This window comes from Rhodopseudomonas palustris HaA2 (assembly GCF_000013365.1).
Lineage (GTDB): Bacteria > Pseudomonadota > Alphaproteobacteria > Rhizobiales > Xanthobacteraceae > Rhodopseudomonas > Rhodopseudomonas palustris_J.
Window position 1 is genome coordinate 4,463,428 of the sequence record NC_007778.1, and the last position, 19,057, is coordinate 4,482,484.

The following is a 19,057-nucleotide window of genomic DNA, read 5'->3' on the forward strand; positions in this document are numbered from 1 at the left end:
ACGATTGACGTGCCAAGCATGATGACGCGACAAAGTTAGCGTTCCGTTTCCACACTCTTCAGGATCTGCTCGAGCTGGAGATATCCTGCGGACAGGCTGGTCGCCTCGTCCTTGCCCTGCCGCAGGAACTCCTCCAGCGGCTCGTGCAGCCGCACCGCTTCGTCGACCTCGGCGCTGGAGCCGGGCCGGTAGGCGCCGAGCCGGATCAGCTCCTCCATGTCGGCGTAAGTCGCCATCACCTGACGGGCGCGCTTGATCACCGGCAGATAGGCCGGATCGGCCGAGCGCGGCATGGTCCGCGACACCGATTTCAGCACGTTGATCGCCGGGAAACGGCCGCGCTCGGCGATCGAGCGTTGCATCACGATGTGGCCGTCGAGAATGCCGCGCACCGCATCGGCGACCGGCTCGTTGTGATCGTCGCCGTCGACCAGCACGGTGAAGATGCCGCTGATCGTCCCCTCGCCGAGGCCCGGCCCGGCGCGCTCCAGCAGCTTCGGCAACTCCGTGAACACGGTCGGCGTGTAGCCCTTGGCGGTCGGCGGCTCGCCGGCGGACAGGCCGATTTCGCGCTGCGCCATCGCAAAGCGCGTCACCGAATCCATCAGGCACAGCACGTCCTTGTCCTCGTCGCGAAAATATTCGGCGATCGACAGCGTCAGATAGGCGGCCTGCCGCCGCATCAGCGCCGGCTCGTCGGAGGTCGCCACCACCACCACCGAGCGCGCCATGCCCTCCTCGCCGAGATCGTCCTGCAAGAACTCCTGCACCTCGCGGCCGCGTTCGCCGATCAGCCCGATCACCGAGACCGCGGCGTCGACGTTGCGCGCCAGCATCGACAACAGCACCGACTTGCCGACGCCGGAACCGGCGAAGATGCCCATGCGCTGGCCGCGGCAACAGGTGAGGAAGGTGTTCAGCGCACGCACGCCGAGATCGAGCGGCGCGCCGACCCGCTTGCGCGAATGCGCCGGCGGCGGCGTATTGCGGAACCGCATCGGCGACGGCCCCTGCGGCAGCGGCCCCTTGCCGTCGATCGGCTCGCCGAGAGCGTTAATGACACGGCCGAGCCAGGCCTGCGACGGCCGGACCTGGGCGGCCGAATTGGCGATCACCGCGCGGCAGCCGCGGCGCACACCTTCCAGCCCGGCGAACGGCATCACCATCGCATTGTTGCCGGTGAAGCCGATCACCTCGCAGGGAATGTTGCGATCGCCCCCTGTTTCAACGACAATTCGCGCGCCGACCGACATCGCATGGATCGGTCCGGCGATCTCGACCATGAGGCCGCGGACGCCCACAACCCGGCCATAAATATTGACGCCGTCGATGTCGCCGATCTGTTCGGCCAGGGCCTTCATTGCAAAACCCTTAAGTTTGTGGGGCGCTGCGCTGTCACCTTAACTTCGTGTTTACCCGCATCGTTAATCATTGCGTCACTGTCTTTGGTGGCTGAACGCGCTTGCCCTTCAGAACGAAGGTACGAGTCGCGGGAGTCGGTTGACGCTGACTCTTAATGTGAAACCTGAAGAGGCCCGGTAACAAAAAACTGCTTCTACGCAACATCTTACGGCGATTCTGCAAAAATTGCACGAACAGACCTTGCGGACCAGAATCAGGATTTGTTAACCATACCTTGTCAGGATCCGAATCAGTTGTTCAGAGGCGTTTCCAGTGCCGCAGGTAGTGCGGACGCCTGACGCCCGGAGCGGCGCTATAAGGGGACTGGCATGCGCGTATTGCTGATTGAAGATGACAGCGCGACTGCGCAGTCGATCGAATTGATGCTCAAATCCGAGAGTTTCAATGTCTACACGACGGATCTCGGTGAAGAAGGCGTCGACCTCGGCAAATTGTACGATTACGACATCATCCTGCTCGATCTGAACCTGCCGGACATGTCCGGTTACGACGTTCTCAAGCAGCTGCGGGTCTCCAAGATCAAAACCCCGATCCTGATCCTGTCCGGCCTCGCCGGCATCGAGGACAAGGTGAAGGGTCTCGGCGTCGGCGCCGACGACTACATGACCAAGCCGTTCCACAAGGACGAGCTGGTCGCCCGCATCCATGCCATCGTCCGCCGTTCCAAGGGCCATGCCCAATCGGTGATCCAGACCGGCGATCTCGTCGTCAATCTCGACACCAAGACCGTCGAAGTCGGCGGCCAGCGCGTGCATCTGACCGGCAAGGAATACCAGATGCTGGAGCTGCTCTCGCTCCGCAAGGGCACGACGCTGACCAAGGAAATGTTCCTGAACCATCTCTATGGCGGGATGGACGAGCCGGAACTGAAGATCATCGACGTCTTCATCTGCAAGCTGCGCAAGAAGCTCGCCAACGCCTCCGACGGCCGCAACTTCATCGAAACGGTGTGGGGCCGCGGCTACGTGCTGCGCGAACCGACCGAAGACGACGTCCGCATCCCGGCCTGATCGCTTTCGTCTTTCAAGGAGCGCCCGGTCAGGCGCTCACCTCCCGACTGAACCCCGCCGCAAATGGCGGGGTTTTTGTTTGTGGGGGGAGCGCCGCCGGCGGCTTGCATCGCGCTGCAAACACCACGATTGTGGGCGGGCAGGCTCATGGTTGCGGGGGTGATCGATGCTGCTGCAGTCGTTGGCGGGATTGCCCGCCTTTCTGGTGTATTTCTGCACCGGGCTGGTCGCTGTCGTTCTCTACCTCTTCGTCTATACCCGGGTGACCGGGCACGATGAGTTCGCCCTGATCAACGGCAATGGGGCGGCCGCCGCGATTGCGCTCGGCCTCAGCCTGCTCGGCTTCGTGCTTCCGGTGGCGAGCGCCATCGTCCATTCCGCCAACGCCGTCGACTGCATGATCTGGAGCGTGATCGCCCTGCTCGTCCAGATCATCGTCTATTATGCGGTTCGCATCCCGGTCACCAACCTGTCGCAGCGGATCGCCCAGGGCGAACTCGCGCCGGCGATCTGGCTCGGTTGTGCATCGCTTGCCGCCGGCGTCCTCAACGCTGCGTCGATGGTGATCTGACTATGTCCGCAGACGGCTCGGACGAGTTCGGCAAGCGCCGCCCCCCGCCTCCAACGCCGGCCGTGCCGCCCCTCAAGCGATCGCAAAAGGTGGTGCTGTTGGTGATGGGCACGATCGCGGTGGGCGCCACTGCCAATGCCCTGATGCCGAAGCAAAAGAGTAACGCCGAGGCGTCGGCGCACACCGCGACAAGCGAGGATCGCGGCACCTCATCCGCCTGGCAGAGCGGATCCGGAGGTGATTGGGCGCAATCGATCTTGGGCGACACGCGGCGCTCGTCCGGGGGTGGCTGGACGCAATCGATCGTGGGCGAGACCGACCGCGGCGGATTCGGCTCGTTCGGGAACGCGTTCACTACGCATTTCTCGGGCGGCGGATAGTCCAGCCGATGCGCCGGATCGCCTGCGCAGAACGCGACGACTGGGAAGCCACGGCCGCCGGCTGCGGATTCAATTTCCATAGCGCCTCCGGCCAGCGCTATTGGGACGAGCGCACCTACTACGCGTTCACGCTCGACGAAATCGAGCGGCAGATCGAAGCGCCGACGGCAGAGCTCGACGCGATGTGCCTTGACCTCGTGGACCGGGCCATTCGCGACGAGCCCATGCTTCGTCGCCTCAACATTCCGGAACAATATTGGTCGTTCATCGCCACGAGCTGGCGTCGCGGCGATCCCAGCCTGTACGGCAGGCTCGACCTCCGTTTCGACGGCCGCGATCCCGCGAAGCTACTCGAATACAATGCGGATACGCCGACGTCTCTGTTCGAGGCCGCGGTCTTTCAATGGACGTGGCTCGAGCAGGCGACCGCACGGCAGATCATTCCGAAACGCGCCGACCAGTTCAATTCGTTGCACGAACGGCTGATCGCGGCCTGGCGTCGCTTCGCCGGCGGCCGGCGGCTCCACCTCACCGGCACGCTGAGCAGCGCCGAAGACAGCGGCACACTGCACTATCTCATGGACGTCGCGCAGCAAGGCGGCGTCGAGACCGTGCTGATCGACATCGCCGACATCGGATGGCGAAGCGGCGGCGGCTTCGTCGATCTGCAAGACCGCAACATCGAGCTGGCGTTCAAGTTGTACCCGTGGGAGTGGCTGTTTCGCGAAGCCTTCGGCCCCCGGCTTGCCGAGGCGCAGACCGGCTGGATGGAGCCGCCATGGAAAGCCATCCTGTCCAACAAGGGCATCCTGCCTCTGTTGTGGAAGATGCACCCCGGACACCCGAATCTGCTGCCGGCCTATTTCGAGGACGATCCCGAGGCGGGGCAATTGGGAGCATCCTTCGTGCGCAAGCCGCTGTACTCGCGCGAAGGCGCCAATATCACGCTCGTCAACGACGGTGCGATCGAAGCGGCCGAGGACGGCCCCTATGGAGCAGAAGGCTACATCCGCCAGGCCGCCGATCCGCTGCCGAATTTTTCAGGGCAGCACCCGGTGCTGGGAAGCTGGCTGGTCGATGGCTCGCCCTGCGGGCTGTCAATTCGCGAGGACGACAGCCTGATCACCGGCAACACGTCGCGCTTCGTGCCGCACGCGATCTTGTAGTTGCGGTGAATCTATCTCGTCATCCGACGACGGCTCGGCTGCATGCGTCAACCGCCATATCACCGCGGAGGATTCGCAACGGCTGGGCCAGCCGCGGCACGGCTCGTGTGACGTTGCTCAGCGTCCGAACCCGGCGCTGGCCAGGGCCGGCTTGGCCGCCGGCACGATCGACGGCGACTTGGTGTTCGGCAGATAGATCCCGCGCCTTGTCGGATGCGGCTTGAACGCGTCGGTCAGGCCGACCACGGTTTCGGCGGCGCCGAGCGCGAGATAGCCGTCGGGCTCGAGCCGCTTGGCGAGCCGCTCGAAGATCGAGATCTTGGTCGCCTGATCGAAATAGATCAGCACGTTGCGGCAGAAGATCACGTCGAACATGCCGAGCTGGCCGTAGTCCTGCAGCAGGTTGAACTGGCGGTGCTGGATCATGGCACGGAGCTCGGGGCTGATCTCCCACAGCTCGCCGGTCTGCTTGAAGTACTTCACCAGCAACTGGATCGGCAATCCGCGCTGCACCTCGAACTGGGTGAACAGGCCGGATTTCGACTTCTCCAGCACCGAGGGCGACAGATCGGTCGCGACGATCTCGAAGCGCCAGCCGGCGACGGCGGGGCCGAGCTCCTTCAGGCACATCGCGATCGAATAAGGCTCCTGCCCGGTCGAGGATGCCGCGCACCAGATCCGCAAGGATCGCCGTCCGGCGCGGGCCTGCAGCAGCGCCGGCAGGATCTCTTCGCGCAGATGATCGAACGGCAGCTTGTCGCGGAAGAAGAACGTCTCGTTGGTGGTCATCGCCTCGACCACTTCGGCCGTCATCTTGTCGGCGCCGCCCTTCATCTTCTGGACGAGGTCGGGGATGCCGGAGAGCCCGTAGCGCCGCGCCAGCGGCAGCAGCCGGCTTTCGACGAGGTACTGCTTGTCGATCGACAGATCGAGCCCGGAGCGGTCCTTCAACGCCTTGCGCAGATATTCGTAGTCCAGCGGCGTCACGACCGATCTCCTGAAAACAAACGTACGAGCTTCGGCCCGATCTGATTGAGCGGCAACACCGCGGCGCAGATGCCGGCATTCGCCGCCGCGCCGGGCATGCCCCACACCACGCTGCTGGCCTCGTCCTGGGCGATCACGCTGCCGCCGGCGGCGACGATGTCCTTGCCGCCGCGCATGCCGTCGGACCCCATTCCGGTCAACACCACCGCCATGATCCCGCCCTGCCAGACGTCGATCGCCGAGGTGAACAGCGGGTCGACCGCGGGCTTGCAGAAATTCACCGCCGGGCCGTCGTCGAGCGCGATCGCGGGCTGTCCGCCCTGGCGGGTCACCCGCATGTGGCGACCGCCGGGGGCCAGATAGATCCGGCCCGGCTTGATCAGTTCGCCGTCGACGCCCTCGTGCGCCGGCCGCCGGGCGGCGCGCATCAGATGTTCGGCGAGAATCGTCGTGAAGGTCGGCGGCATATGCTGCGTGATCAGCACCGGATAGCGGTCGATCACCGGACCGATCTCGGCGACCAGCGACATCAGCGCCTGCGGCCCGCCGGTCGAGGACCCGATCAGCAGCACGCGCGGCGCCGTCGGGCCGAACGCACGCTTCACCAGCGCCGCCTGACTGGCGACGCTCGGCGCGGCCGGTGCTGCGGCCGCCTCGCGAACGCGCGCGACCATGGGCGCGCTGGCGCTCGGCGCCGAGACCCTGCGCCGCACCTTGCCGCCGAGATGGCGGATCTTCTGCAGCAGGTCGTGCCTGAACACCTCGGCGCCGGCGGATTCGCGGGTCGTCTCCGGCTTCGGAATGTAGTCGGCGGCGCCGAGCGACAGCGCCTTGAAGCTGATCTCGGCGTTACGGCGCGTCAGGGTCGACGCCATGATGACGATCAGGTCGCGCTTCTTGGCCAGCAATTGCGGCAGCGCGGCGATGCCGTCGAGCTCGGGCATCTCGATGTCGAGCAGGGCGATGTCCGGCTTGATGCGTTCGACCTGATTGACCGCGTCGAGCCCGGTGCGCAGCGAGGCCGCGACGACCATGTCGGGCTCGGCCTCGATCCAACGCGAGATCAGCCCGCGAATCACCACCGAATCGTCGACGACCATCACCCGCAGCGGTTCATACTGCGTCGCATTGATGGCCGGACTTCCTGCCAGAGCTACACTCATCACACACCGACGCAACACGACACCCCCGCCGCGTCGAATGACGCAGCGTCGACGACATCCCGGCAGACCCCGTCAGATCAGGCCGACTTCCTGGAACTTCGCCGTGACGATGTCCTTGTCGAACGGCTTCATAATGTACTCGTTGGCGCCGGCATGCAGCGCCCGCGCGATGTGCGCGACGTCGTTCTCGGTGGTGCAGAACACCACTTTCGGGTGATCGCCGCCCGGCATCCGGCGCAGATTGCGCAGGAATTCGTAGCCGTCCATCACCGGCATGTTCCAGTCGAGCAGCACCGCGTCGGGCAACCCGTTCTTACAGAGTTCGAGCGCCTTCTCGCCGTCCTCAGCTTCGACGATCTCGAAGTCGAGGCCTTCGAGAATGCGTCGCGCGACCTTTCGGATCACGCTCGAATCGTCGACCACCAAACATGTCTTCATTGTCTGCCTCTATCAGTCGCCGCCGGATCGGCGGACGATGGTTGCGGCCGAAGCCATCGCGGGGTTACGCGGCCATCCGCGCGTTCGCGATTTCGAGAACCTTGTCGACGTCGAGAACGACCATCAGCTGGCCGTCGAGACGATGAACGCCGTTGGCGAACGACGCCATCCGCGGGTCGAGATTGACCGGATTGACCTCGCGGCCTTCGTCGGGAAGCGTCAGCACTTCGCCGATCGTGTCGATCAGCAGGCCGTAGGATTCGCCGCGCAGATCGACGCCCATCGCCATCGGCGGCTTGCCGTCGTCGATCCGCGGCAGGCCGAGACGGGTGCGCATGTCGATCGCCGTGACGATGCGGCCGCGGAGATTGAGCACGCCGGCGACGTCGTCGGGAGCCAGCGGCACCCGCGTCAGCCGCTCCGGCATGAACACGTCCTGGACGCGCGAGATCGGCAGCCCGAACAGCTGTCCGCCGATCATCGCAGTGGCGAATTGGGTGGTGTTGCCGCTGATGGCATCGACCTGCCGGTTCATGGTGTGCTGTCTTTCCTGGATGTCGGTCATCATGCCGCCTGCTGCTGCAATGCCTCGACCCGCTCGGTGCTCGCGGTTTGCTCCTTCAGCGCCGCAATCAGGCCGGGACGATCGAATTTGGCGACGTAGTCGGTGAGGCCGGCCTGGCGTCCGCGCTCGATCGCCGCCGGCGACACCAGCGAGGACAGCGCGATCACCGGCGTCGGCGCCAGTTTCGTGTCGGCGCGGATCGCCTCGGCGAACTCGAAGCCGTTCATTTCCGGCATCTCGATGTCGGTCAGGATCACGTCGAAGCTGGCGCCGCTACGCAGCACCGAGAGTCCTTCGACCGCCGAAGTCGCCAGCCGCACCTTGTAGCCGGCTGCCTTCAGCACCGGGCCGAGCATGTTGCGGAAGAACGCGGAGTCGTCGACCAGGAGCACCGACCGGCTGGCGATCGACTGCTTCATCTCCTTGCGGGAGAGCCAGTCGGAGAACGCCATCGGCAGGAAGTGAGCGACGTCGATGACTTCGGTGGCGAGCCCCTTGATCACCGCCGAGCCGAGAATGCCGTCGCGGCTGGAGCCGACCTGAATCTGCAGATGCTCCTCGACGATGTCGACGATCTCGTCGACCACGAGACCCATGCTGCGATCTTCGTCGGCGAACACCAGGATCGGCTGCACACCCGTGCTCGCGACCTCGACGCCCTCCATCAGCACCAGCGGCATCAGTTGATCGCGGTACTGCACCATGTAGCGGCCGTTCGACGATTCGATCTTGTCGGCGGCGATCTCTTCGAGCCGGGTGACCAGCGACAGCGGCACCGCCTTCGGCTGCGGCGAGCCGGAGCGGAACACCAGCAGCGAGGTGAGCTGCTCGGTCGTGGCCGCGCGGGTCGCCGCGCTCTGCTCCGCCAGGTCGTGCTGCGCCGACACCGAGGTGCCGAGCGCCTGCGCGATCCCGTTCGGATCGACGATCATGATCACCGCGCCGTCGCCCAGGATGGTGTTGCCCGAGAACATGCCGATGTGGCGCAGCTTGGTCGACATCGGCTTGACGACGATTTCCTCGGTGTGGAACACGCCGTCGACGACGATGCCGAAGGTCTGGCTGCCGACCTGGGTCACCACGATGAAGCCGTTCTCCGGCTCGGTCGAGGCGGTGCCGTCGTCGATGTGCAGCAGCTTCTTCAGGTGCATCAGCGGCAGCAGCTTGTCGCGCAGACGCAGCACCGGAGTGTCCTTGATACGCTCGATGCGGTGCTCGGAATTGGCCCGCGCCCGCACCAGTTCGACCACCGCGAGCTGCGGGATCGCGAAGCGATCGCCGCCGGCCTCGACGATCAGCGCCGAGACGATCGCCAGCGTCAGCGGGATCTTGATGGTGACGCTGGAGCCTTCGTCGGCCACCGACTTGATCTCGATGGTGCCGCCGATCTGGTCGATATTGGTACGCACCACGTCCATGCCGACGCCGCGGCCGGACACGCTGGTGACTTCGGCGGCGGTCGAGAACCCGGGCGCGAAGATGAACTTGTGGATCTGCGCCTCGGTCATCTTCTCGACCTCGGCCTCGGTGACCAGGCCGTTGGCGATCGCCTTCGCCTTGATCCGCTCGGTGTTGAGGCCGCGGCCGTTGTCGGCGATGCAGATCACGATATGGCCGCCTTCGTGATAGGCGGACAGACGGATCGTGCCCTGCTCGGGCTTGCCGTTGCGCACCCGCTCCTCCGGCCGCTCCAGACCGTGATCGGCGGAGTTGCGCACCATGTGGGTGAGCGGATCCTTGATCAGGTCGAGGACCTGGCGGTCGAGTTCGGTATCGGCGCCGTGCATCTCGAGTTCGATCTGCTTGCCGAGTTCGGCGGCGAGATCGCGCACGATCCGCGGCAGCTTCTGCCAGGCGTTGCCGATCGGCTGCATCCGGGTCTTCATCACGCCGTCCTGCAACTCGGCGGTGACGGTCGAGAGCCGCTGCAGCGGCACCTTGAATTCGGTGTCCTCGTGGCGACGGCTGATCTCGAGCAGCTGGTTGCGGGTCAGCACCAGCTCCGACACCATCGTCATCAGGTGTTCGAGCGTGTCGACGTTGACGCGGATCGACTGGTTGGCGATCCGGTCGCCCTCGGCCGGAGCCTCGGCGTCGGCATTCTTCTTCGGGGCCTTGGCGGCCGGCTTCGGCGCCGGCTTGGCTGCTTCGACGACCGCAGGCGGAGCCTCGGCCGGCTTCTCCGGCTCGCTCGCGACCGGCGCCAGCGGCGGCGAGGCCACTTCGATCGCGGTTTCCTGGAACGCGCGCTCCAGCTCGTCGAGCGACACTTCGCCCGGGCGCAACGGACGCTCCAGCGTCTGCGGCACCAGCGAACCTTCTGCCACCGCCGGTGCGGCCACGGCCGCTTCGACCGGCGCAGCGTCCTCCGGAACGGCTTCGTCGACCGGCGCAGCGCTGCCGCCGAGCTCGGCGGCGATCTGCTCCGGCGTGCGCATCGACAGCCGTTCGAGTTCGCCGATCAGGTCGCCGTCGTCGCCCTCGGGCTCGGCCTCGGTCGCTTCCAGTCCGCCGAGAATGTCCTTGATGCGGTCGATCGTGGTCAGGATCAGCGTCACCGCCTCGCCGGTGACCGGCATGCCGTCGCGGAATTTGCCCATCAACGTCTCGGCCGCATGCGCCAGCGCTTCCAGTCGCGGCAGCCCGAGGAACCCGCAGGTACCCTTGATGGTGTGAACGAGCCGGAAGATATTATCCAGTATCTTCGCGTTGTTCGGCTCCTGCTCGAAGCGGACCAGTTGATTGTCAACCGTATCCAGGCTTTCGAAGGTTTCCGTCAAGAACTCACGGAGAAGATCGTCCATGTGCGCTGGCCTCTTTGCGCGGCACACGGCAGCAGCCGTGACCGAAGTGATGCGGCCACTGTCTGCGGAAAGCGTTTAATATTGGTTGCGTATCCCGGACGGGTGAGTCCGTTTAAATCAATAGTCGAACGCGTACGACTACTAGGCGGATCGTCGTAACCTCGCCTTTACCATGCGGGCCGGCGCTCAGGTCGCGCTGACGACCATGGCTTCGCCCTCCGGTGCGAGCGTCACCGCGAGCCCGCAGGACTCGGCCAGCAGGCGCGTGTAGTAAGGCTGCACGCCGTGCGACTCGACCGGGCCGGCGTGACTGCCGTTGAGCTTCTCGACGATGTTCTGCGGCATCCGCGCATTGAGGCCCGCAGCCACCACGCGGAACGACAGATTGTCGCCCTCGCCGACCGGGTCCACCGTCAAGGTGCCGCCGCGCGGGATCGTCTGCTGCGCGATGATCAGCATGTTGAGCAGCAGCTTGACCCGATTCTTCGCCAGCAGCACCCGCGGCAGATTCCAGGCGAGCTTGGTCTTCTCGTCCTCGAGATGGCCGCGGGCCATGTTCTGCGCGTCGCCGAGGTCGATCTGGGCGCCGGCGGAACCCGCGGCGCCGAAGGCCAGCCGGCAGAATTGCAGCCGAGCGGACGCGGTCCGGGCGCTCTTGCGGATCAGATCGAGGGCGAAATCACGATCTTCCTGCTTGGAACTGTCGTCCAGCACCTCGAGGCCATTGACGATCGCGCCGACCGGACTGATGAGATCATGACAGACACGCGAGCACAGCAGCGCCGCCAATTCGAGCGCGTCCGGCGCGGGGGGCTGGACGGGAGGGGGATTGACGGACATTTGTCTGCTCCTCGGAAACCGCGCGGCTCGTTCGAGACGAATCAGCCATGTTGCATGGCTTGATACACTGCGGCCGGTTGCGCTGCCAACAGAGGGACCGGGACAACCGGCCAGACGGAGGACGACGGGTTGATGGGCAAGGGCCAGGCGTTCGGGACAGGACCGGTGATTTCGCACAACGACGCCGTCGCTTTGATGCAGCCATTGACCGAGCTGGTGCTGCGCGCCGGGGCCGCGATCCTCGCCACCGACCGCTCCGACCCGGTCGAGCACAAGCCGGACGGCTCGCCGGTGACCTCCGCCGACCTCGCCGCCGACCGCATCATCGCCGAGGGGCTGAAGCGGATCGCGCCCGACGTGCCGGCGCTGTCGGAAGAGCGCTGCGACCTCGGCCGGCCGAATACCGGGAGCTTCTTCCTGGTCGATCCGCTCGACGGCACCAAGGAATACGTCGCCGGGCGTGACGAATTCACCGTCAATCTGGCGCTGGTGACCGACGGCAAGCCGCTGCTCGGCATCGTCGGGGCGCCGGCGCTGGGCCTGGTGTGGCGCGGCCTGGTCGGCCACGGCGCCGAGCGGCTGGCGGTCGACGCCGACGGCACCGGCTACGACACGACGCCGATCCACACCCGGCCGATGCCGGCCGACGGAGCGCCGTGGGTCGTGGCGATCAGCCGGCTGCATCTCGACGAACGCACTCTGGCGTTCATCGCCGAGCGGCCAGGCGGCGTCCACGCGCGGATGGGATCGGCGCTGAAATTCTGCCGGATCGCCGACGGCGCGGCCGACATCTATCCGCGGCTGTCGCCGACCTGCGAATGGGACATCGCCGCCGGCGCCGCCGTGGTGATCGCCGCCGGCGGCGAACTGACCGACAGCAGCGGCCGGCCGCTGCGGTTCGACGAGCCGCGACCGAACTTCATCGTGCCGGAATTCATCGCCTGGGGGGATGCCCGGGCAGCAGCCTGAGACGCCGCCGCGACAGCGCGCTATTCCGCCAGCGTGGCCAGGAGCGCCGGCCACTGCTGCTGCGCCTGGGCCAGAATGCGCTCCGGATCGGCCGCGAAGGCGTCGCGGTCCTCCTGCCGACTGAACAAATACAGCCGCTGGCCAGAGATCAGCCAGATCGTCGGATTGCCCCGCAACGGCACGCCGCGGGCGATCCCCACGGGATCATGACCGCCGAACTGCGGCGCATAGATCCCGGGATGGCTCAGGAAGGCGGCCCTGTTGGAGGCGCCGCGGAATCGCCAGATCGCGCCGGCGGCGGTGGCCTCGAAGTCGGCAACCCCGCTCCGGGCCTCACCGTCGGTGAAATAGGCCACCGGATCGAAGCCGTCGATCGCGAGTCCGGTGTGCCGATCGACCACGATTCGCTGGGTCGTGGCGCCTTCCGCCCACGCCAAGGAACCCGCGGGCCACAGCAGCAACGCAGCGAGTCCGATTGTGGCGAGACCGTGACGCAGCGCGTTTCCTTCCTGCCGTTGTGCCGTCATAGTTGAACCCGATAACGTCCGAGTCGCGGGGCAGAGGCGCCACACTAGGGGATGCGGGTCAGCATCCGGTTAAGGCGGCGTCGGGGATTGGGACCCAGGGGTGAGTTTGATGACCATCGTTTCACGTCGTGTGGCGCTGGCGCTGCTTGCGTCGGCCGCCTTGATCATGCCGGCATCGGCGCAGCAGCAGCAAATGCCGCCCAAAGCCGGGCCCGGCCCGAACACCTACGCGCCGGACGAATTGATGAATGCCGGCCATCGCTTCTTCGGCAACGTGTCGCGCGGGCTGGCCTCGGTGATCGAGCGCGCGGTCAGCCAATGGGGCCTGCCGAACGGCTACGTGCTGGGCGAGGAAGGCTCCGGCGCGTTCGTGGCCGGCCTGCGCTACGGCGAGGGCACGCTCTACACCAAGAACGCCGGCGATCTGCGGGTGTACTGGCAGGGCCCGTCGGTCGGCTTCGACTGGGGCGGCAACGGCGCCCGCACCATGACGCTGGTCTACAATTTGCCCTCGACCAATGCGATCTACCAGCGCTTCGGCGGCATCGACGGCTCGGCCTATGTGGTCGGTGGCTTCGGCATGACGGCGCTCACCGCCAACAACATCGTGCTGGTGCCGATCCAGTCCGGCATCGGGCTGCGGCTCGGCGCCAATATCGGCTATCTGAAGTTCACGCCGTCGGCGACCTGGAATCCGTTCTGACCCGGCCCGCCTGTTCGGCCGCCATCCCCCGCCGGGATTCACGTTAACGCCGCAACGCACTGGCGCTGCGGCGCCGCTCCGTGGCATTGTCGTGGCTGGAGATTTCCGGCCGGACGGCGATCGTCTGGCCGGCCCCATGTTCAGGCAACGGCTCGCCGCACCATCGGCTCGCAAACAGACGTCGCGCAGGCAGAACCCGCTGCACCGGCCGGCCGGATCGCGGGGATGTGAGCGCTCGAATTCCTCGGGTAGGAGAATGTCATGGTCGAACAGATCATGTATCTGGCGATCGGCTTTCTGGTGGCGATGCTGCTGGCGCTGATGATCGCGCCGCTGGTGCATCATCGCGCGGTGCGGCTGACGACCAAGCGGCTGGAGGCGGCGACGCCGCTGTCGATGGCCGAGATCCAGGCCGACAAGGACCAGCTCCGCGCCGAATTCGCGATGTCGGCGCGACGGCTGGAAATGAGCGTCGACCAGCTCAAGCACAAGACCACCAGCCAGCTCGCCGAACTCGGGCGCAAGAGCGACGCGGTCAACCGCCTCAAGGTCGAGCTCGCCGAAAAGAACGAGGCGATCTTCACGCTGGAGGCGCGCGAGAAGGCGGTGCAGGAACAGCTCCGCGCCACCGAGGCGGATTTCGCCGCCAAGACCCAGGCGCTGCGCGGCGCCGAGACGGCGCTGACCGAGAAGCAGGCCGAGCTGGCGCAGATCAACGCCGAACTGGCGGACCGCTCGATGCTCGCCGACACGCGGCAGATCGAACTGGTGGCGGTGCGCACCCAGATCGAGGAGCTACGCGCCCGCGTCGGCGACGCCGAGCGGGAATTCGCCGCGACGCAGACCCGGCTCGAAGCGCAGCGCGGTGAATCCGCCAACGCGACCCGCGAGCTCGAGGACGCCCGCGCGCGCGTCGACAATCTCAGCCAGCGCGTCGCCGATCTCGACCGGCAATTGCTGGCGCAGGTCAAGGAGGCCGAGATGCTCGGCAGCCGCGTCGCCGCGCTCGAGGCCGAGAATGCCGAGCTGCGCGCCGCCGCCAAGAGCACCGGCAAGGCTGCTGCGGCCGCGCCCGAGCTCGCCCGGCTGCGCGACGAGAAGGCCGCGCTCGAAGAACAGTTGCGTCTCGCCCGCGACGAGCGCGCGCAGGCGCAGCGCGAACTGGCGGCGATCCAGCAGCAGACCGAGAACACCTGGGCGACCGAGCGGATGGAGAACGCGCTGCTGCGCGAGCGCATCAACGACATCGCCGCCGAAGTCGCCAGGCTGGCGATCACGCTGGAGGGCCCGGATTCGCCGATCGAGGCGATTCTGGCGAGCCAGCCCGCGCCCGCGCCCACCGCCCCGTCGTCCAGAGCGACCCCGCCGGCCGCGCCGGCCCGCGCCAACGGCGCCGCCGCAACGCCCGCCGCCCCGGCGGTCACAGGCGGCACGCTCGCCGAACGCATCCGCGCGCTGCAATCCCACGCCTCGCGCGCCCGACAGATCGGCTGACGGGCCGCGGCATCGTCCCCCGCGACCGCGGCAAACGGGTGAACCCGGCCGCAAATCCGGGGCTTGGCGCTTGACACCCCCGCCCCGCACTCCGTAAATCGCCCGATCAACGATCACGACGACCGGCCGCCCCGCGGCCCGTTCCGATCGGTCCCGGGCGCATAGCTCAGCGGGAGAGCGTTCCCTTCACACGGGAGAGGTCCAAGGTTCGATCCCTTGTGCGCCCACCATTAAATGCCCTGAATTGCTTCACTTTTTCTACTGCCCTCTGGCACACCAGAGGACACCAAAGTGCCTATTTGGGTTGAACAGGGTAGGAACATCCGTGCATTAGCCGTGCATCCTCCTCGCGGTCTCTCAGGGCGGCGATGCAGATCGGAGAATCCATGGACCGAGCACCATGGCGATCAACCCAGCAATTATCTATCCACCAGGCAGAGATCGACGCCGACAGAGCTGCGCGCGCTCTATAACTGCAGTGAACTCGGCAATCATACACCTAAGATGAGAGACACATCGTTGAAGTTATGTGGAATCTATCGCGATGGAAAACTCGATTGATTGTGATGGAAAAACAATACTATCGATGATGGTGAGACAATTTTGTTGACAAGAATCCAATGATGGCAATATAGATATTTATCCCCGGAGATGGACTAAATCTCCAGTGTGGTGGGGGCGGCGGGACTTGAACCCGCAATCCGTGCCGGAAGTGGTTTGGAAGACCACTGCGTTTACCAGTTTCGCCACGCCCCCGGTTTCAACCGGTCCGCGTTGGAAGCGCGGACCGGTCTAACCTTCCCCATATCTATGACGAATTAGCTCGGTCAATCGTTCACGATTTCGTGAACGTTAACTTTCCGTGCATTTTCCCCCACGTTATCCCCCTTCAGCAGGTCGCTTAAGGCTCCTAGCCCAATTCTAGGGGTGTTTTCTGACTTGCCGCCGCTCCATACTTGCGGCAGCGGGAGTGCACGGTGCGCCTGCGCTAGCGTCCCAAGCTAGGCGGCGACGCTATCCAGGATTTTTCGCCTGTCCGGCCGACCACTGCGGAGCATGAGCGAGAGGATTCCCATGCGGCACAAGCCGCATCGGAAACCGGGCGAATGGCCGACTAATCCTCGCGGTGGTAGTTCAAAACCTCCAGTAAATGTTCGTTAATTTTTTGCCCTGCAGACCTCCCCTCCGGTCTGACGCAACCCCAACTATTGGAACTGCGGGGGTTGCAACGGAATGTGCGAGGAACAATGGCTAGAACTTTAGGCGCGACGATGATCCAGCCGACCAAAGACGAAATTCGTGGCTGGCTATCTGAAGCTCGAAATGAACTCCGGAGTGAGAGGTTTCGACGGCGATTGTTGGAGCACGAATTGTGCTCTGCAAAGCGCGCGTTGGGCAATGCGGTCTTGAAAGGCCAGATCAATGTCCCCATCGAGAAGCTTGGCGAGCTTGTATTGAAGCTTCAAAAAGAAAGTGAAACTGAAGAAGCTGACATGTGAGTCACAGAGGTGACAAACTGGTAGTTGCCGTCAAAGGCAACTACCTCCTCAAGTCCGTGCATGGGCCGTGCATCGAGCAGCAATTGCCGGCTAGTATATTGAAATCACGTATCATAAAGATTGCCCCTAACCCTTCACACGGGAGAGGTCCAAGGTTCGATCCCTTGTGCGCCGACCATCCATTCCGTTGCACCCGTCCCTCTGTTGAAGCCCGCAATGCGGCGAGGATCGCCGATCGGCCGGGATTCCGATCTGTCATCCATAGGCTACATCGCGGTCGCGGGTTGTAATCTGTAGATTACAATTGCCGCATGATCGCCGATCGCGAAACAGGCCAAGGACATCGCAGAGGCATTGGAGGACTGAGGATGAAAGTCAGCAAACTGAAGAAATTCAACGCCGCCGAACACCTTCGCACGCCGGAAGCCCGAGCGGAGTATCTGAGCATCGTTCTCGCCGATGGCGATCCCACCGAAGTGCGTGACGCGCTCAATCTCGTCGCCCGCGCGCAGGGCATGAGCGCGGTCGCCAAGGCCGCTGGCGTGACCAGAGAGGGGCTCTACAAGACGCTCGGCGAGAATGGTAACCCCGAATTCGCCACCGTCCTGCGGGTGTTCGGCGCCATGGGAATCCGGCTGACGGCCGAACCGGCTGGAGCCAAGCCGCGGAAGAAGGCCGTGGCGTGACGTAACCGCCCGCCAGCATGGTCGATCTCGCGAGCCTTCGGACCGACCGATCTGCTTACTGCCCGCTGGGCCGCCACGACAGGTCGTCGGACCAGAGATAGACGATGATGGCGGCCAGGCAGAGCAGGATACCGATCCAGAAAACCGGAGAATGATGGATCGGCCTGCCGCCGCGCCCGGCCGCCGCGGGCTGTTCTCGATCATGCTGCTTGTGGTCGTTCATCGATCCATCCATCCGTTGCGCCGCAGAGGTGCGTCGCGCCGTCTCGTTGTCCCACAATCAATTGTTTCCAACCAGCGGCCTCCCCCGAAATCCCGGCTTGTCGGGCCGGGCGCCATCGCACGGCCGAATTGTGGGCCGACACAGCTGTGGGACTGATTCAACGCAACCCTTTCGGGGATGGAACGTTTGATCACCTTCGGCTGTCGGCCGCGGCGGTTTCGTCTGCGCCTCATTTGAATCACGGAGATGGGTGTATTGCCCCGATCGATCATGAAACAACTCCCGTCGAGCCTTCCAGCATCAGGACCGTCAGCGCATCGTGCCGGGACGCACGGTGCCGATCGCGACCGCCATGGCGCCAGCGACCAGCAGCCGGACGCCGCCGGCGGCGGGCCGATCGGTGGCCGCTTCGGTCACCGCGGCTGAGGCGCGGCCCATGGGGGGACAGACGGGGCACGATCGCGGAGAACCCACCGAGCCGAGCGCGACATCTGACGAGTCCGCGCCCGCCTCGACCGGCGCCCAGCGAAGCACGCGCGGACGATTCCGATCCGCCAGCTCCGAACAGGATGCGAGGGAAGCTCTGGAGGCCGCCCGCAAGATGAAGCCCGGGCCGGAGCGCGCCGAAGCCCTGAAGCGGGCCGGCCTGCTGCAATTCGCGGCCGATGGCGGGGGCGTCCACTTCGCCAAGCGAGGCCGGCCGCGGAAGTAACGCGCCCGTTGCGCCCCCGCAGAGAATCGCATTCAGACGACAGGATTGTCGGACTCGTCGATGAGCCTCGATCCCGCATCCGTTCCGGAGTCGCTTCGTGATCCGACCCGTCCGACCCAAGGAGATCCACCTCGTCAATCGGATCGGGTGGCTGCGCGCAGCGGTGCTCGGGGCCAATGACGGGATCATCTCGACGGCGAGCCTGATCGTCGGCGTCGCCGCGGCGACACCGAACCGGGACGAGGTGCTGGTAGCCGGCATCGCCGGGCTTGTGGCCGGCGCAATGTCGATGGCGGCGGGCGAATACGTCTCGGTGAGCTCGCAATCCGATACCGAAAACGCCGACCTGCGGCGCGAGGCCCGCGAGCTGCGCGACGATCCCGGCGGCGAACTCGACGAACTCGCCGAGATCTACGTCAAGCGCGGCGTCGACCCGATGCTGGCCCGACAGGTGGCGGCGCAAATGATGAAGTCGGATGCGCTCGGCGCGCACGCGCGCGACGAACTCGGCATCACGCAAACGACGACCGCCCGGCCGGTGCAGGCGGCCCTGACTTCGGCGCTGACATTCACGGTGGGCGCCGCGATGCCGCTGTCGATGGTGATCATCGCGCCTGCGAACCTGCTGATCCAGCTGACGTCGGCCGCTTCACTCGGCTTCCTCGCCGTGCTCGGTGCCGTCGGCGCCAAGGCGGGCGGGGCCGGCATCTTGCGCGCCACCACCCGCGTGACGTTCTGGGGCGCGCTGGCGTTGGGGATCACGGCCGGGATCGGCAGGCTCTTCGGCGCGATTCTCTAGATCGCCGGCAAGCCCTCTGCCGTCGATCCCGCACCTTTCGCGTTCGGCGAAAGCAGGCCGCCATTCGACGCTACTCCCTCCGCTTCTGCCCCTCGCTCG

At 65.5% G+C, this 19,057-nt stretch carries 20 protein-coding genes and 2 tRNA genes; 11 read left to right on the plus strand and 11 right to left on the minus strand.

Features of this window, described 5'->3' with window-relative positions; all coding sequences use genetic code 11:
- Window positions 1-35: 35 nt before the first annotated feature.
- Window positions 36-1,361, minus strand: coding sequence for a flagellar protein export ATPase FliI (gene fliI, locus RPB_RS19715; RefSeq protein WP_011442788.1), 1,326 nt, complete (start codon window positions 1,359-1,361; stop codon window positions 36-38).
- A 369-nt stretch (window positions 1,362-1,730) separates the two neighbouring features.
- Between fliI and ctrA the strand changes: the two genes are divergently transcribed.
- The 4 genes from ctrA to RPB_RS19735 all read left to right on the plus strand — a co-directional run bounded on the left by ctrA (window position 1,731) and on the right by RPB_RS19735 (window position 4,549).
- Window positions 1,731-2,432, plus strand: a complete 702-nt coding sequence (gene ctrA, locus RPB_RS19720) for a response regulator transcription factor CtrA (RefSeq protein ID WP_011442789.1) — start codon at window positions 1,731-1,733, stop codon at window positions 2,430-2,432.
- A 166-nt stretch (window positions 2,433-2,598) separates the two neighbouring features.
- Window positions 2,599-3,003, plus strand: coding sequence for a DUF350 domain-containing protein (locus RPB_RS19725; protein WP_011442790.1), 405 nt, complete (start codon window positions 2,599-2,601; stop codon window positions 3,001-3,003).
- A 2-nt stretch (window positions 3,004-3,005) separates the two neighbouring features.
- On the plus strand, window positions 3,006-3,383 hold the full coding sequence (locus tag RPB_RS19730) for a hypothetical protein (protein WP_011442791.1): 378 nt from the start codon (window positions 3,006-3,008) through the stop codon (window positions 3,381-3,383).
- 8 nt (window positions 3,384-3,391) lie between these two features.
- On the plus strand, window positions 3,392-4,549 hold the full coding sequence (locus RPB_RS19735) for a glutathionylspermidine synthase family protein (protein WP_011442792.1): 1,158 nt from the start codon (window positions 3,392-3,394) through the stop codon (window positions 4,547-4,549).
- A gap of 117 nt (window positions 4,550-4,666) precedes the next feature.
- Here the strand turns inward: RPB_RS19735 and RPB_RS19740 are convergent, their stop codons facing one another.
- The 6 genes from RPB_RS19740 to chpT form a co-directional block, all read right to left on the minus strand.
- Window positions 4,667-5,536, minus strand: coding sequence for a CheR family methyltransferase (locus RPB_RS19740; protein WP_011442793.1), 870 nt, complete (start codon window positions 5,534-5,536; stop codon window positions 4,667-4,669).
- Entirely contained in the window at window positions 5,533-6,699 is a 1,167-nt protein-coding gene (locus tag RPB_RS19745) for a protein-glutamate methylesterase/protein-glutamine glutaminase (protein ID WP_011442794.1), read from the minus strand. The genes RPB_RS19740 and RPB_RS19745 overlap by 4 nt, the downstream gene beginning before the upstream one ends.
- A 72-nt stretch (window positions 6,700-6,771) precedes the next feature.
- A complete protein-coding gene (locus RPB_RS19750) occupies window positions 6,772-7,137 on the minus strand; it encodes a response regulator (RefSeq protein ID WP_011442795.1) in 366 nt (121 codons plus the stop codon).
- A gap of 64 nt (window positions 7,138-7,201) precedes the next feature.
- Complete coding sequence (locus RPB_RS19755; protein ID WP_041798897.1) at window positions 7,202-7,672, minus strand: chemotaxis protein CheW; 471 nt, start codon at window positions 7,670-7,672, stop codon at window positions 7,202-7,204.
- 29 nt (window positions 7,673-7,701) lie between these two features.
- On the minus strand, window positions 7,702-10,506 hold the full coding sequence (locus RPB_RS19760) for a hybrid sensor histidine kinase/response regulator (RefSeq protein ID WP_011442797.1): 2,805 nt from the start codon (window positions 10,504-10,506) through the stop codon (window positions 7,702-7,704).
- A 186-nt stretch (window positions 10,507-10,692) separates the two neighbouring features.
- On the minus strand, window positions 10,693-11,346 hold the full coding sequence (gene chpT, locus RPB_RS19765) for a histidine phosphotransferase ChpT (RefSeq protein ID WP_011442798.1): 654 nt from the start codon (window positions 11,344-11,346) through the stop codon (window positions 10,693-10,695).
- A 132-nt stretch (window positions 11,347-11,478) separates the two neighbouring features.
- Here chpT and RPB_RS19770 point away from each other — a divergent pair, with 132 nt between their 5' ends.
- Window positions 11,479-12,315: a 3'(2'),5'-bisphosphate nucleotidase CysQ family protein gene (locus RPB_RS19770; RefSeq protein ID WP_011442799.1), complete on the plus strand. Its 837-nt coding sequence runs from the start codon at window positions 11,479-11,481 to the stop codon at window positions 12,313-12,315.
- Between the two features lie 20 nt (window positions 12,316-12,335).
- Here the strand turns inward: RPB_RS19770 and RPB_RS19775 are convergent, their stop codons facing one another.
- Window positions 12,336-12,842 (minus strand): YHS domain-containing (seleno)protein, encoded by a 507-nt coding sequence (locus tag RPB_RS19775; RefSeq protein WP_011442800.1) that lies wholly within the window; start codon window positions 12,840-12,842, stop codon window positions 12,336-12,338.
- A gap of 109 nt (window positions 12,843-12,951) precedes the next feature.
- On the opposite strand from RPB_RS19775, the gene RPB_RS19780 reads away from it, so the two are divergent.
- From RPB_RS19780 to RPB_RS19790, 3 genes are all read left to right on the plus strand, one after another.
- On the plus strand, window positions 12,952-13,545 hold the full coding sequence (locus RPB_RS19780; protein WP_011442801.1) for a DUF1134 domain-containing protein: 594 nt from the start codon (window positions 12,952-12,954) through the stop codon (window positions 13,543-13,545).
- A gap of 261 nt (window positions 13,546-13,806) precedes the next feature.
- On the plus strand, window positions 13,807-15,039 hold the full coding sequence (locus RPB_RS19785; protein WP_011442802.1) for a hypothetical protein: 1,233 nt from the start codon (window positions 13,807-13,809) through the stop codon (window positions 15,037-15,039).
- A 155-nt stretch (window positions 15,040-15,194) separates the two neighbouring features.
- Window positions 15,195-15,269, plus strand: a tRNA-Val gene (locus tag RPB_RS19790).
- 440 nt (window positions 15,270-15,709) lie between these two features.
- Here the strand turns inward: RPB_RS19790 and RPB_RS19795 are convergent.
- Window positions 15,710-15,795 (minus strand) — tRNA-Gly (locus RPB_RS19795).
- Window positions 15,796-16,310: 515 nt separating this feature from the next.
- Here RPB_RS19795 and RPB_RS24735 point away from each other — a divergent pair.
- Window positions 16,311-16,538: a hypothetical protein gene (locus RPB_RS24735; RefSeq protein WP_157038870.1), complete on the plus strand. Its 228-nt coding sequence runs from the start codon at window positions 16,311-16,313 to the stop codon at window positions 16,536-16,538.
- A gap of 368 nt (window positions 16,539-16,906) precedes the next feature.
- Window positions 16,907-17,224: an addiction module antidote protein gene (locus tag RPB_RS19800; protein WP_011442803.1), complete on the plus strand. Its 318-nt coding sequence runs from the start codon at window positions 16,907-16,909 to the stop codon at window positions 17,222-17,224.
- Window positions 17,225-17,279: 55 nt separating this feature from the next.
- Here the strand turns inward: RPB_RS19800 and RPB_RS24945 are convergent, their stop codons facing one another.
- Together RPB_RS24945 and RPB_RS25195 are read right to left on the minus strand one after the other, a co-directional pair.
- Window positions 17,280-17,447 carry a hypothetical protein gene (locus RPB_RS24945; RefSeq protein ID WP_198135132.1) on the minus strand — a complete coding sequence of 56 codons (168 nt, stop codon included), beginning with the start codon at window positions 17,445-17,447 and terminating at the stop codon, window positions 17,280-17,282.
- A 309-nt stretch (window positions 17,448-17,756) separates the two neighbouring features.
- Complete coding sequence (locus tag RPB_RS25195) at window positions 17,757-17,885, minus strand: hypothetical protein (RefSeq protein ID WP_283804833.1); 129 nt, start codon at window positions 17,883-17,885, stop codon at window positions 17,757-17,759.
- A 371-nt stretch (window positions 17,886-18,256) separates the two neighbouring features.
- On the opposite strand from RPB_RS25195, the gene RPB_RS19805 reads away from it, so the two are divergent.
- Window positions 18,257-18,958 carry a VIT1/CCC1 transporter family protein gene (locus tag RPB_RS19805; protein WP_011442804.1) on the plus strand — a complete coding sequence of 234 codons (702 nt, stop codon included), beginning with the start codon at window positions 18,257-18,259 and terminating at the stop codon, window positions 18,956-18,958.
- Window positions 18,959-19,057 lie beyond the last annotated feature (99 nt).

Excerpts from the sequence above, each read along its gene's own strand:
- fliI (WP_011442788.1), bottom strand. The coding sequence starts at position 1,361 with ATGAAGGCCCTGGCCGAACAGATCGGCGACATCGACGGCGTCAATATT.
- ctrA (WP_011442789.1), top strand. The coding sequence starts at position 1,731 with ATGCGCGTATTGCTGATTGAAGATGACAGCGCGACTGCGCAGTCGATC.
- RPB_RS19725 (WP_011442790.1), top strand. The coding sequence starts at position 2,599 with ATGCTGCTGCAGTCGTTGGCGGGATTGCCCGCCTTTCTGGTGTATTTC.
- RPB_RS19730 (WP_011442791.1), top strand. The coding sequence starts at position 3,006 with ATGTCCGCAGACGGCTCGGACGAGTTCGGCAAGCGCCGCCCCCCGCCT.
- RPB_RS19735 (WP_011442792.1), top strand. The coding sequence starts at position 3,392 with ATGCGCCGGATCGCCTGCGCAGAACGCGACGACTGGGAAGCCACGGCC.
- RPB_RS19745 (WP_011442794.1), bottom strand. The coding sequence starts at position 6,699 with ATGAGTGTAGCTCTGGCAGGAAGTCCGGCCATCAATGCGACGCAGTAT.
- RPB_RS19750 (WP_011442795.1), bottom strand. The coding sequence starts at position 7,137 with ATGAAGACATGTTTGGTGGTCGACGATTCGAGCGTGATCCGAAAGGTC.
- RPB_RS19755 (WP_041798897.1), bottom strand. The coding sequence starts at position 7,672 with ATGAACCGGCAGGTCGATGCCATCAGCGGCAACACCACCCAATTCGCC.
- RPB_RS19760 (WP_011442797.1), bottom strand. The coding sequence starts at position 10,506 with ATGGACGATCTTCTCCGTGAGTTCTTGACGGAAACCTTCGAAAGCCTG.
- chpT (WP_011442798.1), bottom strand. The coding sequence starts at position 11,346 with ATGTCCGTCAATCCCCCTCCCGTCCAGCCCCCCGCGCCGGACGCGCTC.
- RPB_RS19770 (WP_011442799.1), top strand. The coding sequence starts at position 11,479 with ATGGGCAAGGGCCAGGCGTTCGGGACAGGACCGGTGATTTCGCACAAC.
- RPB_RS19775 (WP_011442800.1), bottom strand. The coding sequence starts at position 12,842 with ATGACGGCACAACGGCAGGAAGGAAACGCGCTGCGTCACGGTCTCGCC.
- RPB_RS19780 (WP_011442801.1), top strand. The coding sequence starts at position 12,952 with ATGACCATCGTTTCACGTCGTGTGGCGCTGGCGCTGCTTGCGTCGGCC.
- RPB_RS19785 (WP_011442802.1), top strand. The coding sequence starts at position 13,807 with ATGGTCGAACAGATCATGTATCTGGCGATCGGCTTTCTGGTGGCGATG.
- RPB_RS24735 (WP_157038870.1), top strand. The coding sequence starts at position 16,311 with ATGATCCAGCCGACCAAAGACGAAATTCGTGGCTGGCTATCTGAAGCT.
- RPB_RS19800 (WP_011442803.1), top strand. The coding sequence starts at position 16,907 with ATGAAAGTCAGCAAACTGAAGAAATTCAACGCCGCCGAACACCTTCGC.
- RPB_RS24945 (WP_198135132.1), bottom strand. The coding sequence starts at position 17,447 with ATGAACGACCACAAGCAGCATGATCGAGAACAGCCCGCGGCGGCCGGG.
- RPB_RS25195 (WP_283804833.1), bottom strand. The coding sequence starts at position 17,885 with ATGGGCCGCGCCTCAGCCGCGGTGACCGAAGCGGCCACCGATCGGCCC.